At 70.2% G+C, this 13,754-nt stretch carries 14 protein-coding genes; 4 read left to right on the top strand and 10 right to left on the bottom strand.

What is annotated here, in order from left to right; genetic code table 11:
- Positions 1–123: 123 nt before the first annotated feature.
- The gene (gene uxuA / locus HL658_RS07340; RefSeq protein WP_180281257.1) at positions 124–1,308 is read left to right on the top strand and encodes a mannonate dehydratase; all 1,185 of its coding nucleotides are present in this window, start codon (positions 124–126) and stop codon (positions 1,306–1,308) included.
- 6 nt (positions 1,309–1,314) lie between these two features.
- On the opposite strand, the gene HL658_RS07335 is transcribed toward uxuA, so the two are convergent.
- On the bottom strand, positions 1,315–2,028 hold the full coding sequence (locus tag HL658_RS07335; RefSeq protein ID WP_180281256.1) for a FadR/GntR family transcriptional regulator: 714 nt from the start codon (positions 2,026–2,028) through the stop codon (positions 1,315–1,317).
- Between the two features lie 290 nt (positions 2,029–2,318).
- On the opposite strand from HL658_RS07335, the gene kdgD reads away from it, so the two are divergent.
- Together kdgD and HL658_RS07325 are read left to right on the top strand one after the other, a co-directional pair.
- The gene (gene kdgD / locus HL658_RS07330; protein ID WP_180281255.1) at positions 2,319–3,230 is read left to right on the top strand and encodes a 5-dehydro-4-deoxyglucarate dehydratase; all 912 of its coding nucleotides are present in this window, start codon (positions 2,319–2,321) and stop codon (positions 3,228–3,230) included.
- A gap of 44 nt (positions 3,231–3,274) precedes the next feature.
- A complete protein-coding gene (locus tag HL658_RS07325) occupies positions 3,275–4,246 on the top strand; it encodes a TRAP transporter substrate-binding protein (protein WP_180281254.1) in 972 nt (323 codons plus the stop codon).
- Positions 4,247–4,300: 54 nt separating this feature from the next.
- On the opposite strand, the gene HL658_RS07320 is transcribed toward HL658_RS07325, so the two are convergent.
- From HL658_RS07320 to HL658_RS07295, 6 genes are all read right to left on the bottom strand, one after another.
- Complete coding sequence (locus HL658_RS07320; RefSeq protein WP_180281253.1) at positions 4,301–5,635, bottom strand: TldD/PmbA family protein; 1,335 nt, start codon at positions 5,633–5,635, stop codon at positions 4,301–4,303.
- A gap of 48 nt (positions 5,636–5,683) precedes the next feature.
- Entirely contained in the window at positions 5,684–6,892 is a 1,209-nt protein-coding gene (locus HL658_RS07315; protein WP_180281252.1) for a multidrug effflux MFS transporter, read from the bottom strand.
- 100 nt (positions 6,893–6,992) lie between these two features.
- On the bottom strand, positions 6,993–7,415 hold the full coding sequence (locus tag HL658_RS07310) for a DoxX family protein (protein WP_180281251.1): 423 nt from the start codon (positions 7,413–7,415) through the stop codon (positions 6,993–6,995).
- A 98-nt stretch (positions 7,416–7,513) separates the two neighbouring features.
- Positions 7,514–8,299 carry a methyltransferase domain-containing protein gene (locus HL658_RS07305; protein WP_180281250.1) on the bottom strand — a complete coding sequence of 262 codons (786 nt, stop codon included), beginning with the start codon at positions 8,297–8,299 and terminating at the stop codon, positions 7,514–7,516.
- Positions 8,296–8,700 carry a 6-pyruvoyl trahydropterin synthase family protein gene (locus HL658_RS07300; protein ID WP_180281249.1) on the bottom strand — a complete coding sequence of 135 codons (405 nt, stop codon included), beginning with the start codon at positions 8,698–8,700 and terminating at the stop codon, positions 8,296–8,298. The genes HL658_RS07305 and HL658_RS07300 overlap by 4 nt, the downstream gene beginning before the upstream one ends.
- A gap of 20 nt (positions 8,701–8,720) precedes the next feature.
- The gene (locus tag HL658_RS07295; protein ID WP_180281248.1) at positions 8,721–9,692 is read right to left on the bottom strand and encodes a zinc-dependent alcohol dehydrogenase; all 972 of its coding nucleotides are present in this window, start codon (positions 9,690–9,692) and stop codon (positions 8,721–8,723) included.
- A 117-nt stretch (positions 9,693–9,809) separates the two neighbouring features.
- On the opposite strand from HL658_RS07295, the gene mdoH reads away from it, so the two are divergent.
- Positions 9,810–11,633, top strand: coding sequence for a glucans biosynthesis glucosyltransferase MdoH (gene mdoH / locus HL658_RS07290; protein WP_180281247.1), 1,824 nt, complete (start codon positions 9,810–9,812; stop codon positions 11,631–11,633).
- On the opposite strand, the gene HL658_RS07285 is transcribed toward mdoH, so the two are convergent.
- The 3 genes from HL658_RS07285 to HL658_RS07275 all read right to left on the bottom strand — a co-directional run bounded on the left by HL658_RS07285 (position 11,593) and on the right by HL658_RS07275 (position 13,725).
- Entirely contained in the window at positions 11,593–12,357 is a 765-nt protein-coding gene (locus HL658_RS07285) for a creatininase family protein (protein ID WP_180281246.1), read from the bottom strand. The genes mdoH and HL658_RS07285 overlap by 41 nt on opposite strands.
- 65 nt (positions 12,358–12,422) lie before the next feature.
- A complete protein-coding gene (locus HL658_RS07280; protein WP_180281245.1) occupies positions 12,423–12,680 on the bottom strand; it encodes a GlsB/YeaQ/YmgE family stress response membrane protein in 258 nt (85 codons plus the stop codon).
- Between the two features lie 121 nt (positions 12,681–12,801).
- On the bottom strand, positions 12,802–13,725 hold the full coding sequence (locus HL658_RS07275) for a sugar kinase (protein ID WP_180281244.1): 924 nt from the start codon (positions 13,723–13,725) through the stop codon (positions 12,802–12,804).
- Positions 13,726–13,754: the final 29 nt, after the last annotated feature.

The following is a 13,754-nucleotide window of genomic DNA, read 5'->3' as shown; positions in this document are numbered from 1 at the left end:
ACGCCGCCGGACCATCAAGCGGTAATGTGGCCTGACCAATTGACGGCATCCTAACCCTCTGATTGGCGCACCGTCGGGCACATCGGCCGGAGCAACGGCCGTTCCCAGGGGAGGCATCGGTTTATGGAACAGACTTGGCGCTGGTTCGGTCCCAAGGATCCGATCCCGCTCGCGCACATCCGCCAAGCCGGGGCGACCGGCATCGTCACCGCCCTGCACCACATCCCCAACGGCACCGAGTGGCCGGTCGAGGAGATCGCCGCGCGCAAGCGGATGATCGAGGACGCCGGCCTCACCTGGTCGGTGGTCGAGAGCGTCCCGGTGTCGGAGGAGATCAAGACCCGCACCGGAGCTTGGCGGGCGCACATCGACGCCTACGCCGCGACGCTGCGCAACCTCGCCGCTTGCGGCGTCCGCACCGTCTGCTACAACTTCATGCCGGTGCTGGACTGGACCCGCACGGATCTCGCCTACGAGCTGCCGGACGGGTCGCGCGCGCTGCGCTTCGACGCCGACCAGTTCGCCGCCTTCGAGCTGTTCATCCTGCGCCGGTCCGAGGCGGAGGCCGAATATGGCCCCGACCGCGCGCGCAGCGCCCGCGCCGCCTTCGAGGCCATGGACGAGTCGGCGCGCGAGCGGCTGGTGCGCACCATCATCGCCGGGCTTCCGGGGGCGGAGGAGAGCTACACGCTGGACCAGTTCCGCGGCCAGCTCGACCGTTACCGTGACATCGGGGCCGACGGCCTGCGCTCGACCCTGTCGGCGTTCGTCCAGGCGGTGGCGCCGGTGGCCGAGGAGGCGGGGGTTCGCCTTGGCATCCACCCGGACGACCCGCCGCGTCCGCTGCTCGGCCTCCCGCGGGTGGTCAGCACCGCCGCCGACGTGCGCTGGCTGCTGGAACAGAGCGCGAGCCCCAGCCACGGGCTGACCTTCTGCGCCGGGTCCTTCGGCGTGCGGCCGGACAACGACCTGCCGGCCATGTTCGCCGAATTCCGTGACCGCGTGCACTTCCTGCACCTGCGCAGCACCAAGCGGGAGGCCGACCCGCAGTCCTTCCACGAGGCGCACCATCTGGACGGGGACGTCGATATGGTGGCCCTGATCCGAGTCATCTGCGCCGCGCAGCGGGAGCGGCAGGCGGCCGGCCGGCCGGACGCGGTGATCCCCATGCGCCCCGACCATGGGCTTCAGATGCTCGACGACCTGGGCAAGGTGGTGAACCCCGGCTATTCGGCGATCGGCCGGCTGAAGGGGCTGGCGGAACTGCGCGGCATCATGCGCGCGGTTCAGGTGCTGGACGCGGCCTAACCGAGGTCACCCGCCATGCTTGCCATCGATGCTCGCGCGCAGGCGTTCCCGGCTGCTGGTCAGGTGCAGCCGCATCGCCGCGCGCGCGGCGTCGGAATCCTGCCGGACGATGGCCTGGAAGATGTCCTCGTGCTGGGCGTTGATCCGGTTGAGGTAGCTGTCCATCTCCGCCGGCCGGTAGGCGGCCCGCAGCCGGGCCCGCGGGATCAGCAGCGTGCCGAGATATTCGAACAGGTTCAGGAAGTGGCGGTTGCCCGTCGCCTCCGCGATGCCGCGGTGGAAGTCCAGGTCGGGTTCGACGGTGTCCTCGCCGCCGCCGATGGCGGTGATCATGCGGTCGAGCGCGCCGCGCAGGGATACTATGTGATCGTCGCGGCGTCGTTGGGCGGCCAGCGCCGCGCATTCCGTCTCCACGCCGATGCGCAGTTCCAGCACGGCGATGACTTCGTACACCACCTCCAGCTCGGCAGCCTGGATGGTGAAGGGCGTGTTGCCGGGGTTCAGCACGAAGGCGCCGACCCCCTGCTGCGTAGCCACCACGCCACCGGCGCGCAGACTCGATATGGCCTCCCGCACCACGGTGCGGCTGACGCCGAACTCGTCGATCAGGTCCTGCTCGCTGGGAAGTTTGCTGCCGACCGGGTAATCGCCCGCGGCGATGCGCTCTTGCAGCGTGCGCGTGAGCTGCGCGGTCAGCGTCTCCCGCCGTTGCAGGCCCATCGGGCCGTCCTCCCGTCATTCTTTTCGTATTGCGAACTATAGCCACTGGGAACTTGTACGACAAGGCATCGGGTGCGGACTGCCGAAAATGGCTTGGCGAGAGGAAAGTTCACACCAGAACAATCGACAGCTTGTATGACATGATGATGTGAGGTATAGAAGCTTCAGCGTGCAACCGCAGGCGAATCCGGCGACGAATGTCGCGGACCGACGCTGTGCCGGAGCCCGCTCATCATACAACCGACACCGGCACGGACGGCACCCATCGCCGCCGCAGGAGCGTTCTCGGTATGCAGCCAGACGAACTGAAGCACGCGCTGTCTTCCGGACTGCTGTCCTTTCCGGTGACCGACTTCGACGCGGCCGGAGAGTTCGACGCGACCGGCTATCGCCGTCGGCTGGAATGGCTGTCCACCTATGGCGCGTCGGCCCTGTTCGCGGCGGGCGGAACCGGGGAATTCTTCTCCCTCGATCTGGACGAGTATCCGGAGGTCGTGCGGACGGCGGTGGACACCTGCCGCGGAAGCGTGCCCATCGTCGCCGGTGTCGGCTACGGAACCCGGATCGCCGTCCGGCTCGCCCGGCAGGCCGAGGAATTGGGGGCTGCCGGCATCCTCGTGTTGCCGCATTACCTGACGGAGGCGGACCAGGAGGGCATCGCCCGCCACGTGGCCGCCATCTGCCGCTCGGTCCGGATCGGCGTCATCGTCTACAACCGCGGCGTCTGCCGGCTCGGCCCCGAGACCCTGGCGCGGCTGGCCGACGAATGCCCGAACCTGATCGGCTTCAAGGACGGCATCGGCGACCTGGAATTGCTGATCTCGATCCGCCGCCGCATGGGCGACCGCTTCGCCTACATGGGCGGCCTGCCGACGGCGGAGTTCTTCGCGGCACCCTACCGGGCGGCCGGCGTGCCGGTCTATTCGTCGGCCGTCTTCAATTTCATCCCGCGCACGGCGATGGCGTTCCACCAAGCCGTGTCGGCGGGCGATACGGACACCGTCAACAGCCTTCTCGACAGCTTCTTCATGCCTTACGCCGCCATCCGCAACCGGCGGCCGGGTTATGCGGTCAGCATCGTGAAGGCCGGTGCCGACCTCGTCGGCCACGGCGCGGGACCCGTGCGCAGCCCACTGGTCGATCTCCGCCCGGATGAGCGGACGGCGCTGGGCGTGTTGATCGAATCCCTGGGGCCGCAGTGAGCGGATCCCGGAACTCCTGAAACCTGGACTGGGAGGAAACAAGGATGAGGAAACTTCTTTCGGCTCTGGCTTTCGCCGCGGTGGCGGGCCTTGCCCTGCCGTCGGCAGCCCGCGACTTCCGCTCGGCCGACATCCACCCGGGCGACTACCCCACGGTGGAAGCCGTCAAGTACATGGGCAAGCTGCTGTCGGAGCAGACCAACGGCCGGCTCGGCGTCCGCACCTTCCCCAACGGCGCGCTGGGCAACGAGAAGGACACCATCGAGCAGATCAAGCTCGGTGGCCTCGACATGATGCGCATCAACACGGCGCCGCTGAACTCGGTGGTGCCGGAGACCATCGTCACCGGCCTGCCCTTCATCTTCCGCGACACGAAGCACATGCGGACGGTGCTGGACGGTCCGATCGGTGACGAGATCCTGAAGTCGATGGAAAAGGAGGGGCTGATCGGTCTCGCCTTCTACGACAGCGGTGCCCGCTCCTTCTACACCACCAAGAAGCCGGTGCAGACGCTGGCCGACTTCAAGGGCATGAAGATCCGCGTGCAGCAGTCCGACCTGTGGGTCGGCATGATGAACGCGCTGGGCGCCAACGCCACCCCGATGCCCTTCGGCGAGGTGTACACCGCGCTGAAGACCGGCATCGTCGATGGCGCCGAGAACAACTGGCCGAGCTACGAGTCCTCCCGCCACTTCGAGGCGGCGAAGTTCTACACCCTGTCGGAGCATTCGCTGGCGCCGGAGGTGCTGGTCTTCTCCAAGAAGATCTGGGACACGGTGAAGCCGGAGGATCAGGCCCTGATCCGCAAGGCGGCCAAGGACTCCGTGCCCTACATGCGCAAGCTGTGGGACGAGCGCGAGATCGCCTCGCGCAAGGTGGTGGAGGCTTCCGGCGTGCAGGTCGTGACCATCCCGGACAAGACCGAGCTGATGAACGCCATGAAGCCGGTCTATGAGAAGTTCGCCGGCACCCCGACGCTCGCCAGCCTGGTCAAGCGCATCCAGGACACGAAGTGATCGTCTGACATCGAAGCGGCGCCGTCCCCGCGAGGGGGCGGCGCCGCTTCTGATTCAGGTTCCGGCGATGGTCATGCCCTCGATGCGGATGGTCGGGGCGTCCATACCGAAGCGCAGTTCCAGGTCGCTGGCCGGCTCCATGTTGAGGAACATGTCCTTCAGGTTGCCGGCGACGGTCAGTTCGCTGACGGGATGGGTGATCGTGCCGTTCTCGATCCAGAAGCCGCTGGCGCCGCGGCTGTAGTCGCCGGTCACCCCGTTCACGCCCATGCCCATCAGCTCCACCACATAGAGCCCCTGGTCGATGTCGGCGATCAGCTCGTCCCGGCTGCGGCGCCCGGCGGCGAGGTAGACGTTGGACGGCGACGGGCCCGGCGGGCCGGAGGTGCCGCGGGATGCGTGCCCCGTGGTGGACAGGCCGAGCTGGCGGGCCGAGCGCAGGTCGAGCAGCCAGGTCGTCAGCACGCCGTCCTCGATGATCGTCCGCTTCTGCACCGCCACGCCCTCCGCGTCGAAGGGGCGGGAGCGGAGGCCGCGGCGCACGAACGGGTCATCGACGATGCTGATGCCCTCGGCGAAGATCCGCTGGCCCATGCGGTCCTTCAGAAAGCTCGTGCCGCGGGCCACCGACGGGCCGCTGATGGCGCCGGTCAGATGGCCGAGCAGCCCGCGCGAGGCGCGCGGGTCGTAGACGACCGGCACCCTCTGCGTCTTCACCTTGCGCGGATTCAAGCGCCGCACGGCGCGCTCGCCCGCCTCCCGCCCGATCGCCTCGGGGGAACGGAGATCACCGCCATAGACTTTCGAGTCGAAGTCGTAGTCGCGCTCCATCCCGGTGCCGGTCCCCGCCAGCACCGACGCCGACAGCGAGCGGCGCGACACGGAATAGGATCCGGCGAAGCCGTTCGACGCGGCGATGCAGACCACGGACCGGCTCCAGCCGGCGTCCGCCCCTTCGGAGTTGGTGACGCCGGGCACGGCCATGGCCGCCTCCTCGGCGATGCGGGCCTGCTCGATCAGCGCGTCGGCCGCCGGCTCCTCCGGGTCGCAGGTGTCGAGGTCGGGCCAGTCGCGGGCGAGCTGGTCGGGATCGGCAAGACCGGCGTACTGGTCCTCCGGCACCACGCGGGCCATGGCGATCGCACGCTCCACCAGCTCCTCCAGCGCGCGGGCGCTGCGGTCGGTGGAGGAAACGATGGCCTGGCGCTGCCCGACGAAGACCCGGAGGCCGAGATCACCCGATTCCGAACGCTCCAGCTTCTCCGGCTTGCCCAGCCGCTGCGACAGGGAGAGGGAGGCGCTGTCGAACAGCACGGCGTCGGCCGCGTCGGCCCCGGCGGCCTTCGCCTTGCGGATCAGGTCTTCCAGCAGGTTCAGCGCTTCGGGCATTGGTCACTCCGGTTGGTCTCTGGCCTGTCTAGCAAATGGAGCGGCCCGTCAGGAAGGGGAAGTGGCTGATTGCGCCCGCCCGCGCCGTGCCAGCACGAGAGCGCCGACCGCCAGGATGTTCATCAGCATCATGCCGGTCACCATCACCAGCGGTTCCCCCGCGTGGATCGCCGCCACGGCGGTGGAGGCGACGGCGCCGAGGCCCATCTGCATGAAGCCCAGCAGACCCGACGCGGTCCCGGCAAGGCGCAGGTCGACACTGACCGCCGCCGTCATCGACGCCGGCATGAGGAGCCCGTTGCCGAAGCACAGAAGAACGGTGGGCAGGAACAGGACGCTCGGCGTCATGATCCCGAAGGCGAGGAAGGCCAGGATCACGGCCGGCCCCACCAGCCCGCAGAGAATGCCGGCGAAGGCCAGCGCCTCCGCGCTGAAGCGGGACGCGACGCGCGACACCGCCATGTTGCCGCCCATGTAGCCCAGCGACAGCAGCACGAAATACAGGCCGTACTCGCTGGGCGGGCGGCCCATGCGCTCCACCATCGCGTAAGGCGCACCGGCGAGGAAGGCGAAGAAGGCCGCGGTGGAGAAGCCGGCGACCAGCGCATGGCCGAGGAACAGGGGCTTCGCCAGCAGGCTGCGGTAGGCGTGCCACAGCGCGAGTGGTCCGGGGATGGGCGTGCGGTGCCCGTTGGTCTCCGGCAGCGCCATCACGCCGGCGATCCACACCACGAGCCCGAACGCGACGAGAAGGGCGAAGTTGGCGCGCCAGCCGATCCACACATCGACGAACCCGCCGACCGCCGGCCCGACCATCGGCGCCACCGCCATGCCGGCGATGACCACCGCGAGCACGGCCGTGGCGTCCTCCCGGTTCCAGGCGTCGCGGACGATGGCGCGGGCGATGACCATGCCGGCGCAGCCACCGAGTGCCTGGGCAACTCGGCCGGCGATCAGCGCGCCGATGGAGGGCGCAACCGTGCAGGCGAGGCTGGCGACGACGAAGACCGTCAGCCCGGCCAGCAGCACCGGTCGGCGCCCGAACCGGTCCGAGAGCGGGCCGTAGACGAGCTGCCCGAACGCCACGCCGACAAGGTAGAGCGACAGGGTGAGCTGCACCGTCGCCGGCACCGTGTCGAACGCCTCCGGCAGCCCCGGCATGCTCGGCACGAAGATGTTGAGCGCGAGCGGCCCCGTCATGGTGGCGGCGACGAGAAGCCAGACCGGCGGCGGCGTCGCGGTGGTGCTGCGGGGCATGCGGAGGGTGTCTCACGACAAACGTGCGGGGAGGCCGGAGCCTACCCGCACGCGCCGCGACCCGAGAAGCGGTATTTCCACGTGTACGATCAGCGTTGTGTCAGTGGGCGTCCTGCAGGCCGCGGGCCGGAACCGGGAGCTTGAGGGCGTAGGCCCCGTCGCCCAGCAGCGCCTGGACGAACAGAAGGACCGTCCACAGGACCGGGAATTCGTAGCCGCCGCCGGCCGACGCGAACATCCAGCCGTTCGGCAGGTGCTGGACCGTGGCGCCGACGAGGATCGGAACCAGGGCCAGCGCGATCCAGCGGGTGTAGAGGCCGAGGATGAGGAGCAGGCCGCCGCCGAGCTCGCCCAGGATCACGGCATAGGCGAAGACGCCCGGATAGCCGATGGTTTCGAAGAACTGGACGGTGCCGGGAACGGTGAAGACGAAGACTTTCAGCAGCCCGTGGGCGACGAGGAGAACGCCGAGGCTGACCCGGAGGATGAGCGCGGCGTAGGGGGCGGTGCGGGTGTCGATCATGGTGCGATCCTTCCAATCGGGGGGTGTGTGCTGGAGGGGATCTAACCGTAACCTCACGTCGCGATAAACAGCGGTGTGGAGCAAGAATTGTGCTCCATTCAGCAACAATGGCCGGGGAATACGAGCAGGTCGGTGTGCCCCACCAGCATTTCACCGCTGACCGCCGTTGCCCGGCGGAAGGCCAGCCACGCCTCCGCCTCGGCCACCGACACCGCTCCCAGTTCGACGGCGGAGCGGGCGTAGCCGGCGCTCGTGGCCATCACGAGCGCGGCATCCGCGCCGGTCAGTGTCCAGGGACTGTCCGCCGTCCGCACCTCGCAGCCGTACGACTCCAGCGACTGCCGCATATGAACCGTTGCGTCGGGGCCGAGCGCCGGGCCGAAGCCCTTGTCGGTCCGCTGGTGGTCGTTCAGCGCCCGGATCATGACGGGATCAAGCGGATGGGCCGGCGTCCACGTCGTGTTCCCGTCATAGGTCAGCACGGCGTAGAGGGGCAGCCGCGCCGCCGCCAGCCGCTTGGCGAAGCGGTCGAACCATGCCGCGGACACCAGATCGAACAGCGCGGCGGCGGTGACCAACGTGGCCCCGTCGAGCGGCAGCGCGTCGATGTCCCGCAGGTCGGCGGCGATGCGTTCGGTTCCCTCAGGCGCCCCGGCGGCGGCAAGAGCAAGCAGCGCCGGGTCGTGATCCACCAGCCGCCAGCGTTGCGCCGGGGGCAGGCGGGGAGCCAGGGCACGGAGGTTCGACCCCGTCCCGCAGCCGAGGTCGACCACCGTAGGCCGGTCCCCCGCTGCGGCGACGGTCTCGGCGAACAGCGACGGCGCGCGCGCGGCGTGGTCGGCCGGCTCACGCAGGGCCAGCCAGCCGGGATCGAAGCCGCTCACCCTTCGACCGGGCCTTCGAACCAGGCTCGGGCGACGTGCGATTCGTTGAGCGTGACCCGCATGCGGGCGATGTCGCTGGACCGCACGCCGAGCCGGCCGCTGCGGCAGGCCGTGGCCATGGCGTCGAAGATGTGCCGGCACAGGAACTCCGTCGTGGTGACCTGCCCGCGGAATTCCGGCACATCGTCCAGGTTGGCGTAGTTCAGCGGCTTCAGCACGGCCTTCAGCTCGTCGAGCGCGCGGCCGATATCGACCACGATGTTGTCGGCGTCCAGCGTCTCCCGCATGAAGGCCACATCGACCACGTAGGTGGCTCCGTGCAGGGCCTGGGCGGGGCCGAAGACGGGGCGGGGCAGGCTGTGGGCGATCATGATGTGCTCGCGGACTTCGACGGCGTACATGCGCGGGGGCTCCTGATGGTTCACGGGTAGGTGACGCGATGGCACAGCGCGCCCGGCCGGTCGAGCAGGGCGGGCAGAGCCGCGGGAAGCGAGGCGAACGGTGTCTCGCCGGACAGCAGCGCGTCCAGCCGTTCGTCGGCGAGCAGGGAGAGCGCCAGCTCCAGCCGCCGCCGGTACGGCCAGCGCGGGCGGCGCGCCGGTGCCACGCTGCCGACCTGGGAGCCGAGGATGGTCAGGCGCTGGCTGTGGAAGGCGCCGCCGAGCGGCACGGCGACCGGGGCCTCCCCATACCAGCTCAGCTCGACCACCGTCGCCTCGAATCCGGCGCAGCCGATGGCGGTGGAGAGACCGGCGGCGCTGGCGCTGGCGTGGAAGACAAGATCGCAACCCGCGGGCGCGTGGTCCGGATCGGCGCAGGCGATGCCCAGCGCCGTCGCGACCGCCGCGCGGCCGGGATCGATGTCGATCAGGGTGACCGCGGTGCCGGGCATGCGGCCGCACAGCCACGCCACGAGGCAGCCGACGACGCCCCCGCCCACCACCGCGATGCGGTCGCCGGGCCGCGGTGCGGCGTCCCAGCAGGCGTTGAGCGCCGTTTCCATGTTGGCGGCGAGCACGGCGCGGGCCGGCGGCACGGTGTCGGGGACGGGCAGCGCTTCGCTCGCCGGTATCGTGAAGCGGGTCTGGTGCGGGTGCAGGCAGAAGACCGTGCGACCAGCAAGCTCAGCGGGGCCATCCTCGACCACGCCCACCATCTGGTAGCCGTACTTGACCGGGAAAGGAAAGTCGCCCTCCTGATGCGGGCCGCGCATCCGCTCCCGCTCGCTGTCCGGCACCCGGCCGGACCAGATCAGGGATTCGGTGCCGCGGCTGATCCCGCTGGTCAAGGCCCGCACGCGCAACTCTCCGGCAGCCGGTGCGGGGGCCGCGGCCGGACGGATCTCCGCCCGGTGCGGTGCGACGTACCACAGGGCGGATGCGGAATCGGACATGCGCGTGTCATCCATGTGCCGTTCCCGGCGTAAGAAGCTGCATCGCCCCCCTTGCGGCGGCGGCCCGCAGCAACATGTGGCTGCCGGCCGGAATGACCACCCTCCGAAGGAGCCCCTATGACGACGTCCGCCGCATCCGATTGCCCGAACCCCGAGGCCGCCCCCGTGGAGGGGCTGGCCGGGCGGCGCCTGCTGGTGGCGGGGCTGGCGCTCGCCGGCGCGGCGGGGCTGGGATGGGCCATGGCGGCGCTGCTGGCGACCAATGGCTGGCACTGGCTGGAGGTGCTGGTGCTGCTGCTGTTCCTGGCGAGCCTGCCCTGGACCCTGCTCGGCTTCTGGAATTCGGTCATCGGCTTCGTGATCCTGCGGCTGGCCCGCGATCCGGTCGGGCTGACCTGCCCGGCGGTGCGGCGGGCCGGTGCCGAGGAGCCGGTGACGGAACGCACGGCGGTCGCCGTCTGCATCCGGCACGAGGACCCGCAGCGGGTGTTCCGCCGGGTCGCCACCATGCTGGAGAGCCTGGAGGCCACCGGCCATGCGGGAATGTTCGAGTTTCACATCCTCAGCGACAGCGCCCGGCCCGAGATCGCCGCGGCGGAGGGGGCGGGATTCGCGCGGCTGCTGGGTCGGCCGGGGTGGGAGGGTCGGCTGCATTACCGGCGGCGGGGGCAGAACACCGGCTTCAAGGCCGGCAACCTGCGCGAGTTCGTGGAGCGGGTGCGCGGGCGCATCCCCTTCATGATCGTGCTGGACGCCGACAGCCTGATGACCGGGGAGGCGATGGTCCGGCTGGTGCGCGTCATGCAGGCCAATCCGCGGCTCGGCATCCTGCAGACGCTGGTGGTCGGGCGGCCGGCGGAGAGTGCCTTCGCGCGGGTGTTCCAGTTCGGCATGCGGCATGGCATGCGCACCCACACCACCGGCATCGCGTGGTGGCAGGGGGACAGCGGTCCCTATTGGGGCCACAACGCCATCATCCGGGTGGAGCCCTTCGCCCGCCATTGCCACCTCGCCCCGCTGCCGGGCAGCCCGCCGCTCGGCGGTCCGGTGCTCAGCCACGATCAGGTGGAGGCGGCGTTGATGCGGGCCGCCGGCTGGGAGGTGCGCGTGATCCCGGAGGAGACCGGAAGCTGGGAGGAGAACCCGCCCAGCCTGCCCGACTTCGTGAAGCGCGACCTGCGCTGGTGCCAGGGCAACATGCAGTATCTGCGCATCGTCGGGCGGCCGGGGCTGCTGCCCATGGGCCGCTTCCAGCTCGTCAACGCCATGCTGATGTACGCCGGCGCGCCCCTGTGGATGCTGATGATGGCGGCGGGTCTGGGCCTTGCCGTCGTGACGCAGCCGGGCGGCGGCGAGCCGTTCCCGTTCGGGCTGGCGGTTGGGCTCTACGCCGGGGTGCTGGCGATCGGGCAGGCGCCGCGCATCCTGGGTGTGCTGGACGTGCTCCTGCGACCGGAGGAGAGGCGGCGTTATGGCGGCACCGGGCGGCTTCTCGCCGGATGGCTGGTGGAGACGCTGTTCTCCTTCATTGTCGGGCCGCTGATGATCGTGGCCCAGACGGTGTTCCTGGCGGGTCTGGCGCTCGGCCGGCGCGTGGCGTGGGAGGCGCAGAACCGCGACGGCCACGCCGTGCCGGCGGGGGAGGCGGCGCGCGGGTTGTGGCCGCAGATGTTGTTCGGCCTGCTGTTCGGCGGTGCGCTGTGGGCGCTGGCGCCCGGTGCCCTGCCGTGGGCCTCGCCCACCCTGGTCGCCTGCGCGCTGGCGGTTCCCTTCACCGCGCTGACGGCTGGTCCCCGGCTGGCCCGTGCCATGCGGCGCACCGGTCTTTGCGCGGTGCCGGACGAGATCGAGCCAGCGCCGGAGCTGCGGCGGCTGGAGTCGGCGGAGGACCCGGAGCCGGCTACGCCGGTGCCGGCGGCCACGCCGTCTTTTGCATCCTGAGCAGCAGGTCGGCCAAGCCCGATACGGCGTGGCCGACCAGCGTCTCTCCCCTTTCCGCGCTGGCAAGCGACGGGTTGCCGAGCACGCCCGCCGGGTTGAGGTCGCCGGTCATCCAGGCCCAGTGGGCGGGGCCGTCGGGCGGCAGGTCGTGGGGGTGGGTGACGGGGGAATCGGCAGCGTGCTCCATCCGGACCAACGCCGGGTGCAGGTGCAGCATCACCGATGTTTCGATCCAGCCACCGTGCCAGTCCAGCGCCGGGGCACCGGGCGGGGCGGTTCGGCCGGGTTCGGCCAGCGTCTCCCAGTGGGATTTCACCACCAGCAGGCCGTGATCGGCGCGCAGCCTCATGGCTGTGATATCGATGGCGGGTGGATTGCCGCCGTGGCTGTTGAGGATCAGGAGACGGGTGAAACCCGACCGCTTCACCCACACACCCAGCTCCGTCCAGGCACGGACGAGCAGTTCGGCGTCCAGCGACAGGGTACCGGGAAACCGGCCATGCTCCGGTGACCAGCCCACCGGCTGGACGGGGAGGGCGACCGCCTCCGCGTTCGGTGCAGTCCGCGCGGCGGCCTTCAGGATGCCGTCGAGGATCAGGTGATCGGTGCCCGTGGGCAGATGGGGGCCGTGCTGTTCGGTTGCGGCGACGGGCAGGATCGCCACCGCGTCCGCGGGCAGGGTGCGGAAATCCGCCGCCGTCATCTCCTGCCAGAACCGCAGCATGGGCCCTCCCGCAAGGGTCGATGCGCGAGCCTAGCAGGCGATGACGGTGATGGCCACCGGCCGGGTCAGACCGTGGTGCGACGGCCGACAAAGAGGCGGTAGAGGACGAGCAGGATGATGGCTCCGAGAACGGCGCCGATGAAGCCCGCCCCGTCGCCGGCCCGGTACCAGCCGATGGCGGCACCCAGATAGGTGGCCACGAAGGCGCCGGCGATGCCGAGCAGCGTGGTCACGATGAAGCCGCCCGGATCGCGGCCCGGCATCAGGAACTTGGCGACGAGCCCGGCCAGGAACCCGATGATGATCGTCCAGATGATTGCCATGAGGCTCTCCTACGTCATGTTTCCGCCCGCCGGGCGGGTCACGGGATCATCAACGGTCGAGAGCGGGCTTGGTTCACACCCCGAAGGTCCTCTCTTAGGGGTGAGGCATTCCAGCCACGCTTCAGGATGCCAGGAACGCCTCCACCGCCTCCCGCCGGGGGATCGGGGCGACGGCGCCGAAGCCCTGGGTGGACAGGGCGGCGGCGGCGTTGGCGTAGCGGGCGGCGGCCCGCGGCTCCGCCCCGCGGGCGAGCTCGGCGAGGAAGGACCCGGCGAAGGTGTCCCCGGCCCCGGTCGCGTCCACCGCCTTCACCGTGCGCCCCGGCACCCGCTCCCGCCAGTCCGGCGACGCGACGAGCGAGCCCTGCGGCCCCAGCTTCACCGCGACCAGCTTCGCGCCCAGCTTCAGGTAGAAGTCGGCGATGGCGTCGGCGTCCTCCAGCCCGGTCAGGGCTGTGGCGTCATCCAGGCTCGGCAGCAGCACGTCGGCCATGGCGGCGGTGGCGTTCATCACCGCGCGTGCCCGCTCGATCGGCCACAGCCGCAGCCGCAGGTTGGTGTCGTAGCTGACCTTGGTCCCGGCCTTGCGGGCGGCGTCGATGGCGGCGAAGACGCTGTCGCAGGCGTCGGCGCTGATCGCCTGGCTGATGCCGGAAATGTGCAGGAACTTGGCGGATGCGACATAGTCGGCCGGCACCTGCTCCGGCTTCATGCGGCTGGCGGCGGAACCCGCCCGCATGTAGCTGAACTCGTGCCCCTTGGCCCCGTGGGTGACGAAATAGATGCCGGTGTGGGCGTCGGGGTTGCGGAGGACGCGGGAGGTGTCGATCCCCTCCCGCTCCCACAGCGCCATGAAGTCGTCGCCGAAGGCGTCGGTGCCCAGCGCCGTCAGATAGCCGACGCGCGCCCCCTGGCGGGCCGCGGCGACCGCGCTGTTGGCGGTGTCACCGCCATGGCCCTTGCGGTAGAGCACGGGGTCGGTGGAGGCCGGATCCTGGTTGAACTCCAGCATCGGCTCGCCCATGCAGACGATATCGAGCGCCATCGCGGCGGCCCTCCCTGTTCCGTTGTCGT

This window comes from Azospirillum oleiclasticum, assembly GCF_013423485.1.
GTDB classification, from domain to species: Bacteria; Pseudomonadota; Alphaproteobacteria; order Azospirillales; family Azospirillaceae; genus Azospirillum; species Azospirillum oleiclasticum.
Note: the sequence above shows the minus strand (reverse complement) of the source record. Positions and strands in the feature narration are given on the sequence as shown.